Origin of the sequence: Aliiroseovarius crassostreae (genome assembly GCF_001307765.1) — a bacterium.
Taxonomy (GTDB): domain Bacteria; phylum Pseudomonadota; class Alphaproteobacteria; order Rhodobacterales; family Rhodobacteraceae; genus Aliiroseovarius; species Aliiroseovarius crassostreae.
Window position 1 is genome coordinate 121,028 of record NZ_LKBA01000001.1, and the last position, 21,128, is coordinate 142,155.

Genomic DNA, 21,128 nt, shown 5'->3' on the forward strand with positions numbered 1-21,128 from the left:
CAATGCGGGGTGAGGTTGAATTCCCTGCCCTGTCAGGTCAGCTACGCTTAATCGAATGGCTGCGAAAGAGCCGCCCATCCGTGACCGCCAGACCTAGGCCAATCATCGCAAACCCGGCAAAAGCCGAGCCGGGCAGACGCTCGCCCAGAAACGTCGCGCCAAGCCCGATGGCAAAAGGCGGGATCAGAAGCGTGACCAGCATCAGGTTGGCGGCACCCGCCCGCACCAGAATGGCGAAGTAGAGCACATAGGCCAGCGCGGTCGACAGGGCGGCCACTCCTATAAGTGCGCCCCATGTGGCGGGGTGCAAAGACAGGCTGGGCACTCCATCCACAAACAGCACCAGAGGCAGCATCAGCACAACGGACCCGATCAACATGCCCGCGGCATTCATCAGGGGCGGTTGGCCTGCAAGGGTGACCTTGCCCCAGACGCTGGCAAAGGCATAAGAAAGCGCCGCCGCGATAATGGCGAGCTGGGCAAGGTTGCTGGGGTCCAGCCCGCTCAACACCCCCGGTCCCATGATCACCGCAACCCCCGCAAGACCAAGTGCTGCGCCCAGCAGTTTATTGGGGGTCAGCGGCTCATCCTTCAGCAAGATCCCGGCCACCACCGCGCCGAACATCGCCGTGGTCCCGTTGAGGATCGAAGCCAGCCCGCTGTCAATCTGTTGCTGTCCCCAGAAAATCAGCGAAAAGGGAATGGCGTTGTTCAAGGCCCCCATGACCAGATAGGCGCCCCAGATGCGCGGCGCACGCGGCAGGGGAATGTGGCGAAGGCGCAGGACACCCAAAAGGATTGGCACCGCCCAGACCACACGATGCAGGGTGATCGTCAGGGGGGGCAGCTCTCGCAGTGCGATCTCGGCAAAGAAAAACGACCCGCCCCAGACGGCAGCGAGGGTCACCAGCATCACGGCGGCAGGCAGATCAAAACGGTTTGGCATGGCAGGTCCTTTGCAACGGTCACCACCTTCGCAATTCCGCCGCACGGATACGATCCGTTTCTTGCCCTTTCGAAGAGGACGCAAAAAGAAAGGGCCGCCAGATGGCGACCCTTTCCGAATGTCTGGTCCATGAGACCGGTGAAGGCTTAGCCGTTCACGCTGTCTTTCAGAGCCTTGGCGATGGTCATTTTCACCACCTTGTCGGCTTCTTTTTGGATCTGCTCACCGGTGGCGGGGTTGCGCACGGTGCGGGCCGGACGCTCGCGGCAATAGATTTTGCCAACGCCCGGAAGGGTCACAGCGCCGCCGCCCGACACTTCTTTGGTGATGATGCCCACCATGGCGTCCAGAGCGGCGCCTGCGGTTTTCTTGTCAGCGCCCATTTCTTCAGCGAGAGCTGCAACCAGTTGGGTCTTGGTCATCGGTTTCGACATGTATTTACACTCCTCAATTGCCCATTACTTGGGCTTCATTGGGCGCATTTAACTGTATGTGACAGGGCGATACAACGATTTGTTGCAGGAAAAAAAAGGGAAATTCGCGGTTTTTTGGGTTTTTCCAGCTGGTCAAAGCTGAAGTTTTTTGTCTGGGGTCGGGTTTGGCCCTGCGGGTGTCGGATAAGTATGCTGTGCAACCATTGCGGGTTTACGCGAGGGAAGCTGAGCGGGCGGGAGGGCCAATTTGCCAAACCCGCTCCGGCGTCAGGCTGGGTCGGAGGGGTTACAGGAAGGCGGTCTCCTCAAAACTGCGCAGCTTCCGGCTGTGGATCCGTTCCAGCGGCATATCGCGCAGGATTTCCATCGCCCGGATGCCGATCAAAAGGTGTCGTCCGACCTGATCCTTGTAGAAATCCGAGGCCATGCCGGGCAATTTCAACTCGCCATGCAGCGGTTTGTCCGACACACATAAAAGCGTCCCGTAAGGCACCCGGAACCGGAACCCGTTGGCGGCGATCGTGGCGCTTTCCATATCAAGGGCGATGGCGCGCGACTGGCTCAGGCGTTGCACCGGGCCGGTCTGGTCGCGCAATTCCCAGTTGCGATTGTCCAGCGAGGCCACGGTGCCGGTGCGCATGATGCGTTTCAGCTCATACCCTTCCAACTCGGTGATGCCCGCCACCGCCTGTTCCAGCGCAATCTGGATTTCCGCCAGCGGCGGGATCGGCACCCAGATTGGCAGGTCCGCATCCAGCACCTTGTCTTCGCGCAGATAGGCATGGGCCAGCACGAAATCCCCCAACCGCTGCGAGTTGCGCAGCCCTGCGCAATGGCCAACCATCAGCCAGGCATGGGGGCGCAGCACCGCAATATGGTCGGTGGCGGTTTTGGCATTGGAGGGGCCCACGCCGATATTGACCAGCGTGATCCCGGATCCGTCCGGCCGGGTCAGGTGATAGCTGGGCATCTGTGGCAGTTTCGCCGGCACCGGCAGGTCCTCGTCCGGTCCGGTGATCCGGTGATAGCCCGGCCCGACAAACCCGCTATAGCCGCTGTCAGGATCGGCCAGCATCTTGCGCGCATAGGCTTCGAACTCTTCCACGTAGAACTGGTAGTTGGTGAACAGCACATGGTTCTGGAAATCTTCCGGCAGCGTGGCGGTGTAATGGCTGAGCCGGGCCAGGGAATAGTCCACCCGCTGTGCGGTGAAAGGGGCCAGCGGGCCGGGTTGCCCCTCGTCCCGATTTGCGACCCCGTTCACGATGTCATCATTGGTGGTGTTCAGGTCCGGCACGTCAAACACGTCGCGCAGCGGGTATTCCATCGCGCCTTCCTGCGGGACCGAGATGTCGGGGTTGCGGGCCACAGCGAAATGGACCGGGATCGGGGTGTTGGAATAGCCGATTTCCACGGGCTGGCCGTGATTGGTCATGACCAGCCGGATCTGCTGCTCCAGATAATGGGCAAACAGGTCTGGCCGGGTGATTGAGGAGGCATAGGTCCCCGGTGCTGAGACATGGCCGAAACTCAGCCGTGTGTCGCGCTGGGCATGGCTGGTCGTGGTCAGCCGGATCTCGGGATAAAAGGCGCGAAACCGGCTGGCAGGTTTGGTCCCTGTGGCGTTATCCTCAAACGCCTGACACAGAAAGGCGCAGGAGGCATCGTAAAGCTCGGTCAGCCGCTCCACCGCCTTGCTGGCATCGGTGAAGACTTCGTGCTCACCGGTTTCGGGGGTGATGACCGGGATGGTCAGGTCGCTCATCGGCATCTTTTATTCCTCAAACAATCCGGTCAGTTCAAACCGGTTCACATCCACCAGCCCCAGGTCGGATATCCGAAGCTCGGGGATCACCACCAGCGCCAGGAAGGAATGCTGGATTGACGCGTTATTGAGCGTGCAGCCGCACGCCTCCATCGCCTTCACGATGCCCTGCGCCTTGACCGCGACCTCGGGCGCGGGGGCATCCGACATCAGTCCCGCCACCGGAAGTTCAACCAGCGCCAGTTCCTGCCCGTCCTTGTAAACGCACATGCCGCCGCCCACCTGGGCCAACCGATTGGCCGCAAGCGCCATATCGTGGCGCGAGGTGCCGACGACAATCATGTGGTGGCTGTCATGGGCCACGGTTGAGGCCATCGCCATCTGTCCCCGGTATCCGAACCCGTTCACAAACCCGTTTTGCACAGCCCCCGTGCCCTTGTGCCGTTCCACCAGCGCGACCTGCGCCACATCCTGCGCCTCGTCCGGTTCGACACGGCCGTTGATCACCGCAAGATCGCGGGTCAGCGCCTTGGTCGGCGCCTGGTTTTCCACAATCCCGATCACCTTGGCGGTGACCGAGTTCTTGCCCTCGGGGGCGTCCACCACAAAATCCGCTTCGGTGATGTCGCGGCCCAAATGCATTGTCGCTTTCGCATGATCCGGCCAGTCGAGATGCGGACAGTCCACCTTGATCTCTCCTGCCTCCGCCACCACCTGTCCGCGGGCGATCACCCGGTTGATCGGCAGCTGGGTCAGGTCATCGGTGAAAATCACATCCGCGCGCCGTCCGGGTGTAATAGAGCCTAATTCACGCTCCAGCCCGAAATGCGTTGCGGTGTTGATCGTCGCCATCTGCAGCGCCACCAGCGGATCACAGCCATAGCTGATTGCATAGCGCAGCGCGCGGTTCATATGGCCTTCCTCAACCAATGTGCCGGAATGGCAATCATCGGTGCAGAGGATGAAATTGCGTGGATCAAGGCCCTGTTCGGTCACGGCGGTAATCTGCTTTTCCACGTCAAACCACGCGGAGCCCAGCCGCATCATCACCCGCATCCCCTGACGCACACGGGCAATCGCATCCGCCTCACACGTGCCTTCGTGATCGTCGGCGGGACCACCTGCCGCATAGGCGTGGAAATTGGGGCCCAGATCGGGGCTGGCATAATGCCCGCCAATGGTTTTGCCTGCGGCCTGTGTTGCGGCCATTTCCGCCAGCATCTTGGGGTCGCTATTGATCACGCCGGGAAAGTTCATCATCTCCCCCAGCCCGATGATACCGGGCCAGCTCATCGCCTCACGCACATCCTCGGGGGTGATTTCAAACCCGGTGGTCTCAAGCCCGGGGGCTGAGGGCGCACAGCTGGGCATTTGCGTGTAGATATTGACCGGCTGCAACAGGGCCTCGTCATGCATCAAACGCACACCTTCCAGCCCCAGCACATTGGCGATCTCATGCGGGTCGACAAACATGGTGGTGGTGCCGTGGGGAATGACAGCGCGGACAAATTCAGCCGGGGTCAGCATACCGCTTTCGATATGCATATGCCCGTCACACAGACCCGGTATCAGGTATTGGCCATCGGCCTCGATCACCTCGGTGCTGTCGCCAATACAATGTCCTGCATCGGGGCCAATATAGGCAAACCGCCCTGCCTTGATCGCAATGTCCCAGTTGAGCACTTCGCGCGTGTGCACATTCACCACCTGCCCACCGGTGATCACCAGATCTGCAGGCGCCCGGCCTGCGGCCACCGCGATCAGGTCGGGGGCGCAGTCGGCCCAGGGTTTCAATTCAGGATGGCTGGAATTTTTCGTTGTTCTTTTCTCCATGAACCAATTGTCGACAAAAGCGATGTTGGCGCAACCCCAAATTTGGTGAAGCTTTTGTGACAAACGGGGCGGGGGGCTTTAGCGATTGGATCTGATCTGACGCGGTGTGGTGCCGAACTCCGCCTTGAAGGCGCGTGTCATTGCCGATGCATCCTCATACCCGGCACGAATGGCCACTTCTGCAATTGGCAAATTCGTCTCTAACACGGCCTTTCGAGCCGAAATCAGCCGGATCCTGCGATAAATGGATGAGGGGCTTTCCCCCAGCTCCATGCGCATCCTCTGTTCCAACTCCCGTAAGGAGCAGCCAGCGGTTCTGGCAATCACCGGCAGCGAGACAGGCGTTTCGATCGCTGCGCGCATGGCGGACAGTGCCCGGCCAACCACACGTGATTTCGCAAGAGGGGGCGCAACCGACGGGGCGGCCCCCGGTGCCATGAACAGCATCGCGACCTCAAGGCGAAGGGCCTGTCCGTGGCTGTCGCCGATGCGATCCAGCATAAGGTCAAATGCGGCCAATGCGCCTGTGCAGGTCAACCGCCCCCGGTCGCTGACATGACGGGCGCGGATGGCGTCCACGTCGGGAAAGCTTTCCTCGAACGCGGCCAGTTCTTCCCAGTGAATGGTCGCCTGGTAGCCGTTCAGCAGGCCTGCCTGTGCCAACAGCCACGCCCCGGTGTCGAACCCCGCCATCACCGGATAGCGCCGCGCCGCCGCGGCCAATGCGCGTGAGACCTTGGGCGTGGCATGATGGCGAAAATCGTAAGAGGGCAGCGCCACCAACAGGGTGCCGCGCATATCCGCCAGCGCCCCCTGAACGCTGACCTCCATCTCAGAAGAGGAGCGCACCGCCTGCCCATCCATGGACAGAAATCGCCAGGAATAGAGCCTTTTTTCGGCAAGAGTGTTTGCCGCACGCAGCGGCTCAACCGTGTTGGCAAGGCAAAGCGCCGAAAAGCGGTCAAACAAGAGCAGGTCCACAAATTCTACCATTTCGGCATATTTCCATCCAATTCTGCATGATTAACGGGTGAAATATTCCTAACGTCAATCCGAAAAGGCGCAGGATCAGTGGCGGCCGCGCGCCGCTCTCAACAAGGGAACACCCATGCATTTCGGATTGTCGGAAGAACAGGAGATGATCGTCTCCACCGTTCGCAGCTTTGTGGAAAACGAGATTTATCCGCATGAGGCGGAGGTTGAGCGCACCGGGCAGGTGCCCCATGAGCTGGGCGAGGAGATCAAACGGAAATGCATTGATCTGGGGTTTTACGCCTGCAATTTCCCGGAAGAGGTTGGCGGGGCGGGTCTATCCCACCTTGATTTCACCCTGGTGGAACGCGAATTGGGCCGGGGCTCCATGGCTCTGACCCATTTCTTTGGCCGCCCGCAGAACATTCTGATGGCGTGTAACCAGGAGCAGCGTGAACGGTATCTTCTTCCTGCTGTGCGCGGCGAACGCATGGATGCGCTGGCGATGACCGAACCGGATGCGGGGTCGGATGTGCGCGGCATGAAATGCCAGGCCGTGCGTGATGGTGGTGACTGGGTGGTGAACGGGTCGAAACACTTCATCTCAGGGGCGGAACACGCCGATTTCTTCATTGTCTTCATCGCAACCGGCGTGGATGAAACACCAAAAGGCCCGAAAAAGCGGATCACCACCTTCCTTGTGGACCGCGGCACGCCGGGTTTTGAGGTGCGTGATGGTTACAATTCGGTCAGCCACAAGGGCTACAAAAACTACATCCTGACCTTCGATGATTGCCGCCTGCCCGATGCGCAGGTGCTGGGCGAGGTGGATGGCGGTTTCGCGGTGATGAACGAATGGCTCTACGCCACCCGCCTGACGGTTGCGGCCTTCTGTGTGGGGCGTGCGCGGCGCTGCTTTGATCATGCGCTGGCCTACTCGGCGGAGCGCAAGCAATTTGGCCAGCCGATTGGCAAGTTTCAGGGCGTGGGGTTTCAGATCGCCGACATGATCACCGAAATCGACGCTGCGGATTGGCTGACCCTGTCCGCGGCCTGGCGCCTCGATCAGGGCCTGCCGTCGAACCGCGAGATCGCCTCGGCCAAGCTGTATGCGTCCGAGATGTTGGCGCGGGTCACCGACACCACGCTGCAGATCTTTGGCGGTATGGGCCTGATGGATGACTTCCCGATCGAACGGTTCTGGCGCGATGCGCGGGTTGAGCGCATCTGGGACGGGACAAGTGAGATACAGCGGCATATCATTTCCCGAGATCTGCTGCGCCCGCTCGGAGCTTGACGGGCGCCCCAAACAAGGAGACCCGATATGTCCAATCCCGCCAGAAAACCCACCGTGACCATCACCTATTGCACCGGCTGTAACTGGCTGCTGCGTGCCGGGTGGCTGGGGCAGGAGCTTTTACAGACCTTCTCAACCGACCTAGGCGGCGTAACGCTGATCCCCGGTGAGATGGGCGGTGTGTTCGAAGTGACGGTGGATGGCGCTGTGATCTGGGAGCGTAAACGTGATGGGGGCTTTCCCGAAGCGAAAGAGCTGAAGCAACGGGTGCGCGACCACATCGATCCTGAGCGCGACCTTGGACATATCGACCGAAACAGTGACGGCGCCTGACATGTGACCATCTTTCGGTGGCAGCAGCGGCGCAGAATTTTCTTGCCTTCGGCGAGGATATTTTCAGCAAGAGGAAGACACGAATTGTTAACCATGCTCTGCCATTCTGAAGATGCGGCACAGGCGGGGACGCCGATGGCCGTGCAAGGGGAAGAGACATTGATCTCTTCACAGGGGGTTCTGGATAAGTTCCCCCTTTTCCTCTTGCCGATAAATATCCTCGCCGAAGGCAAAAATGCTGAGGGGGGACGGTTGCAATGACACGTAACCTCTCTCGCCTGTTGCAACCAAAATCCATTGTGGTGATCGGCGGTGGAGCCTGGTGTTCGGCCATTTTGGACCAGTGCCACAAAATGGGATTTCCCGGCGAGATCTGGCGGGTTCATCCCAAAGGCGGGGATGGGGTCTATGCGCGGATCGAGGATCTTCCCCATCCACCTGATGCAGCCTTCATTGGCATCAATCGCTTCGCCACGATTGAAGCTGTCGCAGCCTTGTCCGCAATGAAGGCCGGTGGGGCGGTATGTTTCGCCAGTGGGTTTTCCGAAGCCTCGGCTGAGGATGCCGAAGGGGCAGACCTTCAGAAAAAACTGTTATGTGCCGCAGGTGACATGCCGATTCTCGGTCCCAACTGCTATGGGTTTATCAATGCGCTGGATGGGGCGCTGTTGTGGCCAGACCAGCATGGGGCGGCTCGCGTTGAGCGGGGTGTCGCGATCCTGACCCAGAGTTCAAACATTTCGATCAACCTGTCGATGCAGTCCCGTGCCCTGCCGATTGCCTATATGGTCACGTGCGGGAACATGGCGCAGACCAGTCAGGCGCAGATAGCAGCCGTCCTGCTAGATGATCCGCGTGTCACGGCCATCGGGGTGCATGTTGAGGGGTTCGGGGATCTGACCCATTGGGAAAAGTTGGCAACCAAGGCGCGGGCCAGAGGTGTGCGGATTGTTGCCTTGAAGGTCGGGCGCTCTGATCAGGCGCAGGCGGCCACCATCTCTCATACCGCGTCTCTGGCGGGGGGGGATGTGGGGGCGCAGACATTGCTCGATCGGCTGGGAATCGCCCGGCTGAACAGCCTGCCCGCGTTTCTTGAGACGCTGAAGCTTTTGCATGTTTGCGGTGGATTAGAGAATAATACCATTGCGTCGATCAGTTGTTCCGGGGGGGAGGCGAGCCTGGCCGCAGATACGGCGTTTGGGCGGGAAGTGGTCTTCCCGCCGCTCAATCCCCGCCAGCATCAGGATCTGGCCGAGGCGCTGGGGCCGATGGTGGCTCTTGCCAACCCGCTGGATTATCACACTTACATCTGGCGGGATCTTGAAAAAATGATCCAGGCCTGGTCGGCGCTGGTGGATCCGCAGATCGCGTTGACAATGGTGATACTGGATATTCCACGGGCAGATCGTTGTGATCCATCTGATTGGGATGTCGCCCTGAACGCTGCAATAGAGACGCATAGGCGGACTGGTGGCAGGGTGGCCGTTGTCGCGACCCTGCCGGAGTTGCTGCCTGAAGCGGCCTCGCATTGGTTGCTGAAAGAAGGGGTGGTTCCGATGCATGGCCTGGAAGAGGCGATGCTTGCAGTTGAGGCGGCTTCACGACCGCTGCCGTCGGTCGCGGCCCCTCTGTTGTTGCCGGGGGCAGAGCGGGCGGGGGAGGTTCTGAGTGAGGCCGAAGCCAAAGCCCGCCTGTCTGCCCATGGTGTGGCTGTTCCCAAATCTGCACGTGGCCGTGACACGGACGCGCTTGCGGAGGTGGTTGGGTTTCCACTGGTCCTCAAGGGGGAAGGCATCGCCCATAAAACCGAAGCCGGTGCGGTGGCACTGGGGCTGAATTCTGCAAAAGAAGTCTCTAATGCAGCCAAAAGCATGCCTTGTGATACATTCCTCGCGGAAGAGATGATCGAAGGGACGGTTGTGGAGATCCTGGTTGGTGTGACCCGAGATCCCGCGCATGGTTTTGTGCTGACGCTTGCGGCTGGCGGTGTCCTGACCGAGGTGATGCAGGACAGTTGCAGCGTATTGATCCCGGTGGCCCGCGAGAGTGTAGAACAGGCTCTAAACCGGCTGAAAATAGCCAAAGTGATTGCTGGATATCGTGGCAAACCCGGTGCCAGCCTGCCCGCAATACTCGATGCGGTGATGGCGGTTCAGGAGTATGTGGTCGCACATTCCGACCAGATCGAAGAAGTGGAAATCAATCCGCTCCTCTGTACGCCTGACAGGGCGGTGGCGGCGGATGCGCTTATCAAGGAGGTGCGTGTAGATGGCACAGTTTGAAGATTTAACCGAAGGGCCGATCAGGACACGGCAAGAGGGGGCGGTGCTTGAGGTGACATTGGATCGCCCCAAGGCCAATGCGATCGACCTTGCGACCTCGCGTATCATGGGGGATGTGTTTGCAGGTTTTCGCGATGACCCGGATCTGCGGGTGGCGATTTTGCGGGCAGAGGGTGAGAAGTTCTTTTGCCCTGGTTGGGATCTGAAGGCTGCCGCCGAAGGTGATGCGGTTGATGGCGATTACGGCGTCGGTGGCTTTGGCGGGCTGCAGGAGCTGCGTGACATGAACAAGCCGGTGATCGTCGCGGTGAATGGGATCTGTTGCGGGGGGGGGCTCGAACTGGCCATATCGGGTGATATGATCCTGGCTGCCGAGAGCGCGACCTTTGCCCTGCCGGAAATCAGGTCCGGCACGGTGGCGGATGCCGCGTCGGTGAAACTTCCCAAACGCATCCCTTACCATATCGCGATGGAGCTTTTGTTGACTGGCCGGTGGTTCGACGCGGATGAAGGGCATCGTTGGGGTTTGATCAATGAAGTTCTGCCAGCGGATCAATTGCTGGACCGCGCCTGGGAGCTGGCCCGGCTGCTCGCCTCTGGCCCACCGCTGGTTTACGCCGCAATCAAGGAAGTTGTGCGGGATGCGGAGGACAGCAAGTTTCAGGATGCCATGAACCGGATCACTCAGCGCCAGCTTCGCACGGTGGATGTGCTTTACGGCAGTGAGGATCAGCTGGAGGGCGCGCGGGCTTTTGCGGAAAAACGGGATCCGGTCTGGAAGGGAAAATAGTCTCTAACCTGAATGTTAGAGACTGATATGAGGCGTATCTGGGCATGTTTGCAGCGCCGGGTGTAAAGCGTCAGGTCATCGTATCTGGCGCGCGCCCCCTTTCCCTTGCGCTTTCGCCTCGTTAAAGCGTAACCAAATTACGTTGAAGCAACGTGATGCGGAAACGCCGCGCAATATGTAGGGAGGGTGGGCGTTTCCAGTTATTGCTGTGATCCAACAATAACCGGAGACGCTTTCGATACAGGGCATGGAAAACGCATTGTTCATTTTCGGACATGGCTATTCGGCGCGGGCCTTGGCGCGTGTGCTGGAGCCGCAGGGATGGCGCGTGACGGGCACGTCGCGGGACGGGCAGGGGGGAACGATCCGCTGGCCCGGAGAAGACATTTCGGATGCGCTTGCCAGTGCGACACATTTGTTGATTTCCGCAGGCCCGGATGCGGAGGGGGACCCGGCGCTGCGCGGCGCTGGGGCTGAGATTATTGCCAATGCGTCGCGGCTGAAATGGGTGGGCTACCTGTCGACCACGGGGGTGTATGGCGACCATCAGGGCGGATGGGTGGACGAGGCGACGCCGCTGACTCCTGCAACCAGACGTGGGCAGATGCGGGTTGAGGCGGAAAGCGCCTGGCAAGAGGTGGCGCGGGAACATGGTCTGCCGCTGCACATCTTCCGGCTGGCGGGGATCTATGGCCCCGGTCGCGGACCGTTTGCCAAGGTGCGCAATGGCACGGCCCGGCGGATCGTTAAGAAAAACCAGGTGTTTTCGCGCATCCATGTTGAGGATATCGCGCAGGTTCTGGCGGCGTCTATTGCCCGTCCTAATCCGGGGGCAATCTATAATGTCTGTGATGATCTCGCGGCCCCACCTGAGGATGTTCTGGCCTATGCGGCAGAGTTGCTGGGCCTGCCCGTGCCAGCCCCGGAGGATTTTGAGACTGCTGACATGACCCCGATGGCGCGCAGTTTTTATGCGGAATCAAAACGGGTGCGCAATGATCGCATCAAAGAGGAGCTGGGGGTTGAGCTGCTTTACCCGGATTATCAGACGGGTCTGGCCGCGCTTTTGAAAGCGGAGGGGTCAGAGGGGGCGCTGTAAGGCACCGGTTTGTCAGGGGGGCGACAGGGTTTCGACGGAGGTTAGACAGAGGTTAGACGGGGGTTAGACAGGGGCGCTGCTTCGGTTTCAGTGGCGCTGCCCCCCGGCCTGACGACCCCATTCAGGGCTGTCTGGCCAATGGGGTTTTGTGGGGGGTATCACGCGCGTTTTGCGTCGATCCGCGCGATGCCCAGCACGTCAAGCACTTTGGCTTCGATATTCTGTGCGGACAGGCCTGCTTCTTCATACATGCGGGCCGGGGAGGCGTGGTCGATGAACGTGTCGGGCAGCACCATGGACCGGAATTTGAGGCCGGTGTCGAAGACCCCTTCTTCGGCGAGAAGCTGGGCCACATGGCTGCCAAAACCGCCCACGGCCCCTTCTTCGATGGTGATCAGCGCCTCGTGATCTGTGGCCAGTTGCAAGATCAGATCATGGTCCAGCGGTTTGGCAAAACGTGCATCCGCGATGGTGGGGGTGATGCCTTTGGCGGACAGGGATTCGGCGGCTTTGCGCACCTCCTCCAGCCGGGCTCCAAAGGACAGGAGCGCCACGCGGGCGCCTTGTTGGATCAACCGGCCTTTCCCGATTTCCAGCACCTCACCTTTCTCGGGCAGTTCCACCCCGACACCTTCACCGCGCGGATAGCGGAATGCGGAGGGGCGGTCGTTGATGGCATGGGCGGTGGCGACCATGTGCATCAGCTCGGCCTCGTCGGCGGCGGCCATCACCACCATATCGGGCAGGTTGGCCATGAAGGCGATGTCGAAGCTGCCGGCATGGGTGGCGCCATCGGCGCCCACCAGACCGGCGCGGTCGATGGCAAAGCGCACAGGCAGGCGTTGCACCGCCACATCATGCACGACCTGATCATAACCGCGTTGCAGGAAGGTGGAATACATCGCGCAGAACGGTTTCAACCCGCCCGCCGCCAGCGCGGCTGAAAAGGTGACCCCGTGCTGTTCGGCAATGCCCACGTCAAATGTGCGCGAGGGGTAGCGTTCGGCCATCAGGTTGAGCCCGGTCCCATCCGGCATTGCGGCGGTCACGGCGCAGACCTTGTCGTCCTCTCCTGCGAGATCCACCAGCGCCTTGCCAAAAACCGAAGTGTAGCTGGGCGCATTTGAAGGCGCCTTGTGCTGTTTGCCGGTGGGCACGTCAAACTTGGCGGTGGCATGTCCCCGGTCGCGGGCGGCCTCAGCCGGGCCATAGCCCTTGCCCTTCTTGGTGATCACATGGATCAGCATCGGCCCGGTGGCGCGGTCATGCACGGTGCGCAGGATCGACAGCAGGCTGTCCATGTCATGGCCATCAATTGGCCCGACATAGGAAAAGCCCAGCTCTTCAAACAGGGTGCCGCCCACGGTCATGGTCTTGACCATTTCCTTGGCGCGACGTGCCCCTTCCTGGAAAGGTTCGGGCAGCAGGCTGACCGCACCTTTGGCGGCGGCGCGCAGCTCCTGGAACGGCTCCCCCGCGTAAAGGCGTGAGAGGTAGGAGGACAGCGCGCCCACCGGTGGGGCAATCGACATTTCATTGTCGTTGAGGATCACGAACATGCGCCGGTCCAGATGGCCCGCATTGTTCATCGCCTCAAACGCCATGCCGGCCGACATCGACCCGTCACCGATCACCGCAATTGCGTCACCGATCCCGTGTTCGGGAGCCCCCCCCAGATCACGGGCCACCGCAAAACCGAGTGCGGCAGAGATCGAGGTGGAGCTGTGCCCGGCGCCAAACGGGTCAAACGGGCTTTCCGACCGTTTGGTAAAGCCAGACAAACCGCCTTCGCTGCGCAAGGTGCGGATCCGGTCGCGCCGTCCGGTCAGGATCTTGTGCGGGTAACATTGATGCCCCACATCCCAGATCAGCCGGTCACGGGGCGTATCAAAGACCGCATGCAGCGCGACGGAGAGTTCAACCACCCCCAGACCGGCCCCCAGATGCCCCCCGGTTTGCGAGACCGCGGAAATGGTTTCCGCCCGCACCTCGTCCGCCAGTTGGCACAGCTCGCGATCCGACAGGGATTTCATGTCGGCGGGCCGCGCGATGCGGTCGAGGATCGGGGTCTGCGGGCGCTGGGTCATGGTGCTGCCTTGGGCCTTGCGTGTAAATTCGAGCGGCGTATTGCCTACCTGTCGCGTTGGATAACGAAACGGGCGGCTTCTCGCAAGGTATCCGCCTTGTCACCATAGGGTAACAGCGCGTCACAGGCATCGTTGATAAGCGAGGTTGCGCGGGTCTTTGCCGCCTCAAGCCCGAGAAGGGACACAAACGTGGCCTTGCCCGCATCCGCGTCCTTGCCCACGGCCTTGCCGACGGCGGTGGCGCAGCCTTCGACATCCAGCACATCATCCCAGATCTGAAAGGCCAAACCCAAGGCGGTGGCGTAATCGGTCATTGGCTTGGTGTCGGCACCCGCCAAAATGGCCCCTGCCTCGGCGGACCAGCAAATGAGCGCGCCTGTTTTTCCGGCCTGCAGATGGGTGATTTCATCCAGCGTGAGCGGCGCCGGAGCGGTTTCCGCCGCAATATCCAACGCCTGACCATGCACCATTCCCAATTGTCCGGCGGCAACCGAGAGCGAGCGGATCAGCGCAATGCGCGCATCGCCATTGTCGCCTGCGACGGCCCCATGGGTCAAAAGCTCAAACGCGAGGGTCTGAAGCGCGTCGCCCACCAGAACCGCCGTCGCGTCGTCCCATTTCCTGTGCACCGTGGGAAGGCCCCGGCGCAGATCATCGTCATCCATGCAGGGCATGTCATCATGGACCAGAGAATAGGCATGCACCGCCTCGATCGCGGCGGCCGCCCAGACCGAACGGTCATCCGGCACCCCATGCAGATGGGCGCTTTCCATCACCAGAAAACCGCGCAACCCTTTGCCGCCGCCGGTGGCGTATTTCATCGGCTCGGCCAGTGCGCCCTTGTTGCTGATCTCGCCGTGCAGACAGCTCCGCGCGGCCCGCGACGTGGCCTCTAGACGGGAGAGAAACATTTACGCCCCTTCAACCGGGGTCAGCCCGGCAGGGGCACCATTGGCATCCAGCGTGATCGCGGCCACTTTTTCTTCGGCTTCCTTAAGCTTGGTTTCGCAACGCGCCTTCAGCTCAGCCCCGCGTTCATAAAGCGCAATGGAGGCGTCCAGCGCCACATCCCCGCGTTCAAGCTGGCTGACCACGCCTTCCAGCTCGCGCATCGCTTCTTCGAAACTCATCTCTGCCACAGGTTTCATTCCCGAGGTGTCGCTCATCTGCCGCGCTCCATCATCACGTCAATATAGGCGCTGACACTTTCACCCAGCGCGTCGAGATCATAGCCCCCTTCCAGCGAAGACACCACCCGGCCCGCGCAGGTTTCATCCGCCAGATCGCAGATCCGGCGCGCAAGCCAGGCAAAGTCATCAGTGGACCAGTTCAGCCCGGCCAGCGGATCGGCCCGGTGGGCGTCAAACCCCGCTGAGACAAGGATCAGCTCGGGCTGATAACGGCGAAGGGCGGTGTCGATCACCCGGTCCCATGTGGCGCGCATTTTCACGCCGCCAGACCCGCTTTCAAGTGGCTTGTTCAGGATCTGGCCGTGCGCCCCCTGTTCGTTGCGGCCCCCGGATCCGGGGTAAAGAGGCATCTGGTGGCTGGATACGAACAGCACCCGGTCTTCGTTCCACAAGACATCCTGTGTGCCATTGCCGTGATGCACGTCGAAATCCAGAACGGCGATGCGCGAAAGCCCGTATGTGACCGCCGCATAGCGTGCTGCGATGCCGATGGTCGAGAACAGGCAGAACCCCATCGGTGTTTCGGTTTCTGCGTGGTGGCCGGGCGGGCGGCAGGCAACAAAGGCGTTTTGAGCCTCGCCCCCGATCACCGCATCAACCGCCGCCAGATTGCCACCAATCGCGCGCATTGCAGCCTCCAGCGAACCGGGGGCCAGAAAGGTATCGCCGTCAAGCTGCGCCCACCCCTCCTGCGGTTCCGCCGCCGCGATCCGCTCATAATGCGCGCGCGGGTGGCACAGCTCGACCTTGTCCGGTGTCGCCATCGGGGCTTCGCGCCGGTCAAGCATGTCATATTGCGGGGCCGACAGGGCGCTCTCAATGGCCGCAAGTCGCGCCACCTGCTCCGGATGGCCGGGGGGTGTGACATGATCATGGCATCGGGGGTGGGTGTAGAAAACTGTTGTCATAATTAAGACGCTAAAGCGTTTTGGGCTAAACTGGAAACACATGTTTGTTTCGAAATGCCCATGACATTGATATCTCTTTTGACGCTTTCCTACCTCTGGTTGACGCCCCCGCCTTTGCCGAAGATCCGTTTCCGCTCCATATCAAGGGGGATTTCACCGGGGATGGCGTGGCTGACAGTGCCGAGATCACCGAGCCTGAAATGGGGGGAGGGACACTTCACCTGACCCTTAGCAATGGTGCGCCGGTTGTTCGGCCAAATCTGGTCTGGATCGGTGGGTTCGGGCAGGAACCATGGCTGGATATCACCCCGGTGGGGTCGCTGCAGGTCATCTCCCAAAACAGCTCGATCGGTCGCAATCGGTGGGAACAGACACTGACGCTTGCGTTTCGAAATGGGCAGATGCGGGTGGCTGGCTATTCCTTTTTCTGGCGGGACACATTGAACCCCGACGATATCGGGTTTTGTGACCTGAACCTGTTGGCCGGAAAGGGAATGATCCATCTTGGTCAGGACGAAAACCCCACGGCCATTCGCGTGACAACCAAAGCGGTGCCGATTGCGGACTGGCCCGAGGAGATGCTCGCCGAATGTGCGGCGTATTACAACTGATCCCGCTTTTTTCTTGCTCTAAATACCTTGCGGGGGTCTGGGGGTGCAAAACCCCCAGCCTCACGGGGTCAGTCAGGCTCGCAGGCTTAGTCTGGCGCCAGCATATAGCCTGCGCCGCGCACGGTCTGAAGGTAGCGTGGCTGTTTCGGGTCCGCTTCCAGCTTGCGGCGCAAGCGGGTGATCTGCACATCCACCGCACGTTCCTGTGCCTGCCCTTCATCCCGCCCCAGTTTCACCACCAGATCCCCACGCGAGACGGGCTCTCCCGGTTGGGCTGAAAAGATCTTCATCAACTGGTTTTCCGTGGCCGTCAGGCGGATCAGCTCCTCACCTTCCCACAGCTCGCCACGTTCGATGTCATACCGCAGCCCGCCCAGCCCAAGCGAGGTCGGTGCGACCTCTTCTGCCGCGGGCATCCGGCGCAGGATCGCGTTGATCCGCAGCAAAAGCTCTTTCGGTTCAAACGGTTTTGCCAGATAGTCATCCGCCCCGGCCTCCAACCCCCGGATCCGGTCGTCGGTTTCGCCCTTGGCGGTCAGCAACAGGATCGGGGTGGTCATGTTGGCGCGCAGGCTGCGGGTCAGGGAAATCCCGTCTTCCCCCGGCATCATCACGTCACAGACGATCAGGTCGAAATCCAGCCCGGATAGGATTTTGCGGGCGTGCTGTGCATCGCGCGCCGCGGACACCCAGAACCCGTTTCGAACCAGAAATTTGCGCAACAAAGTGCGGATCCGTTCATCGTCGTCGATGATCAGCAGGTGGGCATCCGCTAGATCAGCCATTCTGAACCTCCTTCAACCGATTAAAATGGCGGCGCAATTCGGGGTCCATCATGGCCTCCAGAACAGTCCGAAATCCCTGCACGGCCTCGGGGCCGGCTTCGCGATAGGCCGCCCGCATCCGGTCGCGCTGGGCATCAGATAATTCCCGCTCCAGCTCTTCCCCGGCTTGGGTCAGAAACAGGTGGCGTTCGCGCTTGTCCCGTGTGCCGACCCGGCTTTCCACCAACCCATCTTCGATCAGCGTTCTCAGCACACGATTGAGCGATTGCTTGGTCACGCCAAGGATGGAAAGAAGGTTGTTCACCGTGGTGCCGGGGCTGCGGGAAATGAAATGGATCGCCCGGTGATGCGCGCGCCCATAGGCCTTTTCCTCGAGGATACGATCAGGATCTGCCGTAAACCCACGATAGGCAAAGAACATCGCCTCGATCCCTTTGCGCAGCTGTTCATCGGTGAGAAACAGCAGGGATTGCCCGCCGGGCGCGGGGGCCGGTCGACTTTCTCTCATGGCAAGATCCCTTTCTCCGCCTGTTGCGGGTTGGGGTTCACGAAATTTGTTACAGTTTTGGATTTTATGTCAGTGTTGTTGACTTTCCAAGAATCAATTGTTAGCGATATCCAGTTTTTGCGTAATATTGTGTCCGAAACGGTCTTAACTTGCGCAACAATCGAAAAACTGACAGGGGGTGGCCTGTTTGCCAGCCCCATAAGACAAAGGAACGGAACATGAGCGGATATGACGACCGCGACGGCAAAATCTGGATGGATGGCCAGCTGATCGACTGGCGTGACGCAAATGTCCACATCCTGACCCATGCACTTCACTATGCAAGCTCGGTGTTTGAGGGCGAGCGCCTTTATGACGGCAAGATCTTCCTGTCGCGCAAACATTCCGAACGGCTGTTGAAGTCCGGTGAGATGATGGACATGCCCATCCCCTACACTGTTGATGAGATCGAGGCCGCCAAACAGGCGGTGGTTGAGGCCAACAACCTCACCAATGCCTATATCCGCGTTGTGGCCTGGCGTGGCGCTGGCGAGGATATGGGTGTCAGCTCTGCCCGCAACCCGGTGCGCATGGCGGTCGCGGCCTGGGCCTGGGGGGACTATTACGGGGACGCCAAGATGAAGGGCGCCAAGCTTGATATCGCCAAGTGGAAACGCCCGAGCCCGGAAACCATCCCGACCGCCGCCAAGGCCGCGGGCCTTTACATGATCTGCACCATGTCGAAACATGCGGCCGAAGCCAAAGGCTGCTCGGACGCGCTTTTCATGGATTATCGCGGTTACGTGGCCGAAGCGACCGGCGCGAACGTGTTCTTCGTGAAAGACGGCGAAGTGCACACGCCGATCCCGGATGCCATCCTGAACGGCCTGACCCGCCAGACCGTGATCGGCATGTTGAAAGAAAAAGGTATCACCGTGCATGAGCGCCGCATCATGCCAGAAGAACTGGCTGAGTTTGAACAATGCTGGCTGACCGGGTCTGCCGCCGAAGTGACCCCCGTTGGTCAGATCGGGGAGTATACGTTTGAGGTGGGCGCACTGACCCGTGAGATCGCAGAAGACTACGAAAAGCTCGTGCGCAGCTGATCCCTAAAGCGTTACGACTTTCCCCTGTCTCAGGTTAAAGACGAAACGCTTTAGCTCACAAGTGAATGCAAGGAACCCGGCGCTGGTTGCGTCGGGTTTTTTCATATCTTCTGGGCCCTTAACTAATTTTGAACAGGATAGGGCTATCCTGCTGATCGACTTCGGTTTGTCGGGATAAGGGCGACATGTGATGGGGGTGAACAATATGGCAAAGATCAGGGTGCTGGCGGTTTTGATACTCGTCCTGGTATTGCCAACCTTTATGTCACTGCTCTGGCACCGTCTGTCCGGGGATCCGATGATGCGGCCGCTCGGCCTCACGAAAGAGGCGTTGCAGGATGAGGGGGAGGGGTTGATCATCTATGCGGATCTGCAGCTTGATCCTGATGATCCGAGCATTCCCAATCCCGCCGCGTTCCGGAAAGCCGTGCAAGACGGGTTTTTGGCCAAGGGGGTGCAGGTCACGATCCGCCCCGGCGTATCTGATAATGGCAGCGTAATCACCTATCGGATCGGGCCCTCCACCATTGGCCCCCTGCCTGCTGTGCAGGCGGTCAAAGGCATTAATGCTGCGGTTGCAGCCTACCGTATGAATGTCCCTGTCAATAAATAATTGGATCGGATTTAGAATGTATACCAAACTCCAGTATCTCTTCGCCGTGATTGCCGTCGTGGTGGCACCTACAGTGTCGATGTTGGCCTATTCCGCGGCAACCGGGGATCCGTCTCTGCGCCCGCTGGCGGCGTCCTTTGACAGGATGCGCTCCTACTTTGTGCGTTCGGGGGATATTGTGGTTGAGGTGTCGTGGGGGGAGTTTGCCCGTTCGGGTATGTCGCAGGATCAGGTGAAATCCATGCTGCGCTCCGCGTTTCTGTCCAAGGGAATTGAGGTCCATGTCGTTATCCGGGCGCAGCCGCGCTCGGAGCATATCCGCGTGACTTATCGCGTGGGGGCGTCCGAGTTCGGGCCGATGCACCTGTCAGAGACCCCCCGCGCGGTGCGCAGCGTGGCTGCCGCCTACCGGATGGGAAAAAAATCCTGAGAAAGGGCTGGCCTCAAGTGGCCGACCCGTTTGGGACGCAAGGTCGCCGGGGTTCAGTTTTCCGCGGGCAGGATCTCGGCTGTTGGGCGGGGCGTGGCCTTGGTTTCAGCCGGCAGGATTGGGGCGACCTGCGGTGGCAAAGTGCCGGTCAGGCTGTCAAGGAAGGCCACGATCTGATGCACTTCCGTATCTGACAATTCTTCGCCCAGCTGGCTTTCCGCCATGATCTGCACGGCCATATCCAGATCCCAGACCTTGCCGGAATGGAAATAAGGGGCCGTCAGCGCAATGTTGCGCAAGGGGGACGCGCGGAAGACATATTCGTCATCGGCAGTTTCGGTCACCGCAAAGCGCCCCTTATCCCCTTCTGGCAGCACTTCGGAGCCTGGTTTTTCGATCAGGCCGAACGGGTAGTAGCCATGGCCCCCCACATTCACGCCGGAATGGCAGGAGGAACAACCCTTGTCCATGAACAGTTCCAACCCGGCAAGCTGGTCGCTGTTCAGGGCGGCGTCATCTCCGTTCAGCCAGGCGTCAAACGGGGCAGGGGTCAGTAAAGTGGCCTCATAGACCTCTATCGCCTTGGCCATATTGTCAAAGCTCACCCCATCCTCACAGCTGGCATTGAACCGATTTACGTAGTCGGTATCGAGTTCAGTGTGGCCACCACATTGTCCGGCGTATTGGCCATCTCAACACCGACCTGAATCGGGCCTTTGGCCTGTGCGGCAAGATCTTCTGCGCGCCCATCCCAGAACTGGGCTGCATTCAGAACCGAGTTCAGAACGGTGGGCGCATTGCGCGGGCCTTTTTGCCAGCCATGGCCGATCGAGGTTTCAAGATTGTCATCCCCTCCGGTTGCAAGATTGTGGCGGGAATAACAGCTGAACACGCCCGATGCTGAGAGGCGCGGGTCGAAATAGAGCATTTTGCCCAGCTCGACTTTTTCTTCGGTGCTGGGGTTGTCTGCAACGGCCGGAACGGTTGAGGGCAGTGGTTTGAACGTGTCCAGAGCGGTTGCGCGCAGGTCTGTCTGTGCCATTGCGGGCAGGGCCGGAACAGGCAGGGTCAGCGCGGTTGTCAGGAAAAACGGGATTGAGAAACGTGTCATCGGAATCTTCTACAATTGGAATTGATCTAAATCATCTTTGATTTAGATC

Annotated in this window: 21 protein-coding genes and 1 pseudogene; 10 read left to right on the forward strand and 12 right to left on the reverse strand. The window is 60.2% G+C overall.

The genetic code is table 11. From position 1 onward, the window contains the following. Nucleotides 1-37 precede the first annotated feature (37 nt). The 5 genes from AKJ29_RS00715 to AKJ29_RS00735 form a co-directional block, all read right to left on the reverse strand. The gene (locus AKJ29_RS00715; RefSeq protein ID WP_074963748.1) at nucleotides 38-946 is read right to left on the reverse strand and encodes a DMT family transporter; all 909 of its coding nucleotides are present in this window, start codon (nucleotides 944-946) and stop codon (nucleotides 38-40) included. A 146-nt stretch (nucleotides 947-1,092) separates the two neighbouring features. Next, nucleotides 1,093-1,380 (reverse strand): HU family DNA-binding protein, encoded by a 288-nt coding sequence (locus AKJ29_RS00720; protein WP_055187272.1) that lies wholly within the window; start codon nucleotides 1,378-1,380, stop codon nucleotides 1,093-1,095. Nucleotides 1,381-1,666: 286 nt separating this feature from the next. Further along, entirely contained in the window at nucleotides 1,667-3,145 is a 1,479-nt protein-coding gene (locus AKJ29_RS00725) for an AMP nucleosidase (protein ID WP_139231435.1), read from the reverse strand. Nucleotides 3,146-3,154: 9 nt separating this feature from the next. Further along, the gene (ade, locus tag AKJ29_RS00730) at nucleotides 3,155-4,978 is read right to left on the reverse strand and encodes an adenine deaminase (RefSeq protein WP_055187485.1); all 1,824 of its coding nucleotides are present in this window, start codon (nucleotides 4,976-4,978) and stop codon (nucleotides 3,155-3,157) included. 78 nt (nucleotides 4,979-5,056) lie between these two features. After that, complete coding sequence (locus AKJ29_RS00735; RefSeq protein WP_055187274.1) at nucleotides 5,057-5,971, reverse strand: GlxA family transcriptional regulator; 915 nt, start codon at nucleotides 5,969-5,971, stop codon at nucleotides 5,057-5,059. A 115-nt stretch (nucleotides 5,972-6,086) separates the two neighbouring features. On the opposite strand from AKJ29_RS00735, the gene AKJ29_RS00740 reads away from it, so the two are divergent. The 6 genes from AKJ29_RS00740 (at nucleotide 6,087) to AKJ29_RS00760 (ending at nucleotide 11,751) form a co-directional block, all read left to right on the forward strand. After that, nucleotides 6,087-7,247 (forward strand): acyl-CoA dehydrogenase family protein, encoded by a 1,161-nt coding sequence (locus tag AKJ29_RS00740; protein WP_055187275.1) that lies wholly within the window; start codon nucleotides 6,087-6,089, stop codon nucleotides 7,245-7,247. Nucleotides 7,248-7,274: 27 nt separating this feature from the next. Next, nucleotides 7,275-7,580: an Rdx family protein gene (locus AKJ29_RS00745; RefSeq protein WP_055187276.1), complete on the forward strand. Its 306-nt coding sequence runs from the start codon at nucleotides 7,275-7,277 to the stop codon at nucleotides 7,578-7,580. Between the two features lie 3 nt (nucleotides 7,581-7,583). Then, nucleotides 7,584-7,841, forward strand: coding sequence for a hypothetical protein (locus tag AKJ29_RS19105; RefSeq protein WP_139231432.1), 258 nt, complete (start codon nucleotides 7,584-7,586; stop codon nucleotides 7,839-7,841). Then, nucleotides 7,838-9,862: an acetate--CoA ligase family protein gene (locus tag AKJ29_RS00750; RefSeq protein WP_055187277.1), complete on the forward strand. Its 2,025-nt coding sequence runs from the start codon at nucleotides 7,838-7,840 to the stop codon at nucleotides 9,860-9,862. The genes AKJ29_RS19105 and AKJ29_RS00750 overlap by 4 nt, the downstream gene beginning before the upstream one ends. Then, nucleotides 9,849-10,652, forward strand: a complete 804-nt coding sequence (locus AKJ29_RS00755; RefSeq protein WP_055187278.1) for a carnitinyl-CoA dehydratase — start codon at nucleotides 9,849-9,851, stop codon at nucleotides 10,650-10,652. The genes AKJ29_RS00750 and AKJ29_RS00755 overlap by 14 nt, the downstream gene beginning before the upstream one ends. 247 nt (nucleotides 10,653-10,899) lie before the next feature. Beyond that, nucleotides 10,900-11,751 (forward strand): SDR family oxidoreductase, encoded by an 852-nt coding sequence (locus AKJ29_RS00760; protein ID WP_055187279.1) that lies wholly within the window; start codon nucleotides 10,900-10,902, stop codon nucleotides 11,749-11,751. A gap of 158 nt (nucleotides 11,752-11,909) precedes the next feature. Here AKJ29_RS00760 and dxs read toward each other — a convergent pair whose 3' ends face one another. From dxs to AKJ29_RS00780, 4 genes are read right to left on the reverse strand one after another with little or no spacing between them, the layout of a single operon-like run. Beyond that, complete coding sequence (dxs, locus tag AKJ29_RS00765; RefSeq protein WP_055187280.1) at nucleotides 11,910-13,838, reverse strand: 1-deoxy-D-xylulose-5-phosphate synthase; 1,929 nt, start codon at nucleotides 13,836-13,838, stop codon at nucleotides 11,910-11,912. A gap of 44 nt (nucleotides 13,839-13,882) precedes the next feature. Then, nucleotides 13,883-14,749: a polyprenyl synthetase family protein gene (locus AKJ29_RS00770; protein WP_055187281.1), complete on the reverse strand. Its 867-nt coding sequence runs from the start codon at nucleotides 14,747-14,749 to the stop codon at nucleotides 13,883-13,885. Further along, a complete protein-coding gene (locus AKJ29_RS00775; RefSeq protein ID WP_055187282.1) occupies nucleotides 14,750-15,004 on the reverse strand; it encodes an exodeoxyribonuclease VII small subunit in 255 nt (84 codons plus the stop codon). Continuing rightward, a complete protein-coding gene (locus AKJ29_RS00780; protein WP_055187283.1) occupies nucleotides 15,001-15,936 on the reverse strand; it encodes a histone deacetylase family protein in 936 nt (311 codons plus the stop codon). Before AKJ29_RS00780 ends, AKJ29_RS00775 begins: the two co-directional genes overlap by 4 nt. Before the next feature lie 44 nt (nucleotides 15,937-15,980). Here AKJ29_RS00780 and AKJ29_RS00785 point away from each other — a divergent pair, with 44 nt between their 5' ends. Next, a complete protein-coding gene (locus tag AKJ29_RS00785) occupies nucleotides 15,981-16,547 on the forward strand; it encodes a hypothetical protein (RefSeq protein ID WP_055187284.1) in 567 nt (188 codons plus the stop codon). A gap of 86 nt (nucleotides 16,548-16,633) precedes the next feature. On the opposite strand, the gene AKJ29_RS00790 is transcribed toward AKJ29_RS00785, so the two are convergent. Further along, nucleotides 16,634-17,332 (reverse strand): response regulator, encoded by a 699-nt coding sequence (locus AKJ29_RS00790; RefSeq protein WP_055187285.1) that lies wholly within the window; start codon nucleotides 17,330-17,332, stop codon nucleotides 16,634-16,636. Continuing rightward, nucleotides 17,325-17,840 carry a MarR family winged helix-turn-helix transcriptional regulator gene (locus AKJ29_RS00795; protein ID WP_055187286.1) on the reverse strand — a complete coding sequence of 172 codons (516 nt, stop codon included), beginning with the start codon at nucleotides 17,838-17,840 and terminating at the stop codon, nucleotides 17,325-17,327. The genes AKJ29_RS00790 and AKJ29_RS00795 overlap by 8 nt, the downstream gene beginning before the upstream one ends. 218 nt (nucleotides 17,841-18,058) lie before the next feature. Between AKJ29_RS00795 and AKJ29_RS00800 the strand changes: the two genes are divergently transcribed. The 3 genes from AKJ29_RS00800 (at nucleotide 18,059) to AKJ29_RS00810 (ending at nucleotide 19,968) form a co-directional block, all read left to right on the forward strand. Further along, on the forward strand, nucleotides 18,059-18,925 hold the full coding sequence (locus AKJ29_RS00800) for a branched-chain amino acid aminotransferase (protein WP_055187287.1): 867 nt from the start codon (nucleotides 18,059-18,061) through the stop codon (nucleotides 18,923-18,925). 262 nt (nucleotides 18,926-19,187) lie between these two features. Then, entirely contained in the window at nucleotides 19,188-19,538 is a 351-nt protein-coding gene (locus tag AKJ29_RS00805; protein ID WP_235477218.1) for a hypothetical protein, read from the forward strand. A 16-nt stretch (nucleotides 19,539-19,554) separates the two neighbouring features. Next, the gene (locus AKJ29_RS00810; protein ID WP_055187289.1) at nucleotides 19,555-19,968 is read left to right on the forward strand and encodes a hypothetical protein; all 414 of its coding nucleotides are present in this window, start codon (nucleotides 19,555-19,557) and stop codon (nucleotides 19,966-19,968) included. 53 nt (nucleotides 19,969-20,021) lie between these two features. Here AKJ29_RS00810 and AKJ29_RS00815 read toward each other — a convergent pair. Then, a pseudogene (locus AKJ29_RS00815) lies at nucleotides 20,022-21,010 on the reverse strand (cytochrome-c peroxidase). Nucleotides 21,011-21,128 lie beyond the last annotated feature (118 nt).

Coding starts and splice junctions, on each gene's coding strand:
- AKJ29_RS00735 (WP_055187274.1), bottom strand. CDS start 5,971: ATGGTAGAATTTGTGGACCTGCTCTTGTTTGACCGCTTTTCGGCGCTT.
- AKJ29_RS00770 (WP_055187281.1), bottom strand. CDS start 14,749: ATGTTTCTCTCCCGTCTAGAGGCCACGTCGCGGGCCGCGCGGAGCTGT.
- AKJ29_RS00760 (WP_055187279.1), top strand. CDS start 10,900: ATGGAAAACGCATTGTTCATTTTCGGACATGGCTATTCGGCGCGGGCC.
- AKJ29_RS00810 (WP_055187289.1), top strand. CDS start 19,555: ATGTATACCAAACTCCAGTATCTCTTCGCCGTGATTGCCGTCGTGGTG.
- ade (WP_055187485.1), bottom strand. CDS start 4,978: ATGGAGAAAAGAACAACGAAAAATTCCAGCCATCCTGAATTGAAACCC.
- AKJ29_RS00790 (WP_055187285.1), bottom strand. CDS start 17,332: ATGGCTGATCTAGCGGATGCCCACCTGCTGATCATCGACGACGATGAA.
- AKJ29_RS00800 (WP_055187287.1), top strand. CDS start 18,059: ATGAGCGGATATGACGACCGCGACGGCAAAATCTGGATGGATGGCCAG.
- AKJ29_RS00720 (WP_055187272.1), bottom strand. CDS start 1,380: ATGTCGAAACCGATGACCAAGACCCAACTGGTTGCAGCTCTCGCTGAA.
- AKJ29_RS00725 (WP_139231435.1), bottom strand. CDS start 3,145: ATGAGCGACCTGACCATCCCGGTCATCACCCCCGAAACCGGTGAGCAC.
- AKJ29_RS00805 (WP_235477218.1), top strand. CDS start 19,188: ATGTCACTGCTCTGGCACCGTCTGTCCGGGGATCCGATGATGCGGCCG.
- AKJ29_RS00780 (WP_055187283.1), bottom strand. CDS start 15,936: ATGACAACAGTTTTCTACACCCACCCCCGATGCCATGATCATGTCACA.
- dxs (WP_055187280.1), bottom strand. CDS start 13,838: ATGACCCAGCGCCCGCAGACCCCGATCCTCGACCGCATCGCGCGGCCC.
- AKJ29_RS00745 (WP_055187276.1), top strand. CDS start 7,275: ATGTCCAATCCCGCCAGAAAACCCACCGTGACCATCACCTATTGCACC.
- AKJ29_RS00750 (WP_055187277.1), top strand. CDS start 7,838: ATGACACGTAACCTCTCTCGCCTGTTGCAACCAAAATCCATTGTGGTG.
- AKJ29_RS00775 (WP_055187282.1), bottom strand. CDS start 15,004: ATGAGCGACACCTCGGGAATGAAACCTGTGGCAGAGATGAGTTTCGAA.
- AKJ29_RS00715 (WP_074963748.1), bottom strand. CDS start 946: ATGCCAAACCGTTTTGATCTGCCTGCCGCCGTGATGCTGGTGACCCTC.
- AKJ29_RS00740 (WP_055187275.1), top strand. CDS start 6,087: ATGCATTTCGGATTGTCGGAAGAACAGGAGATGATCGTCTCCACCGTT.
- AKJ29_RS00755 (WP_055187278.1), top strand. CDS start 9,849: ATGGCACAGTTTGAAGATTTAACCGAAGGGCCGATCAGGACACGGCAA.
- AKJ29_RS00795 (WP_055187286.1), bottom strand. CDS start 17,840: ATGAGAGAAAGTCGACCGGCCCCCGCGCCCGGCGGGCAATCCCTGCTG.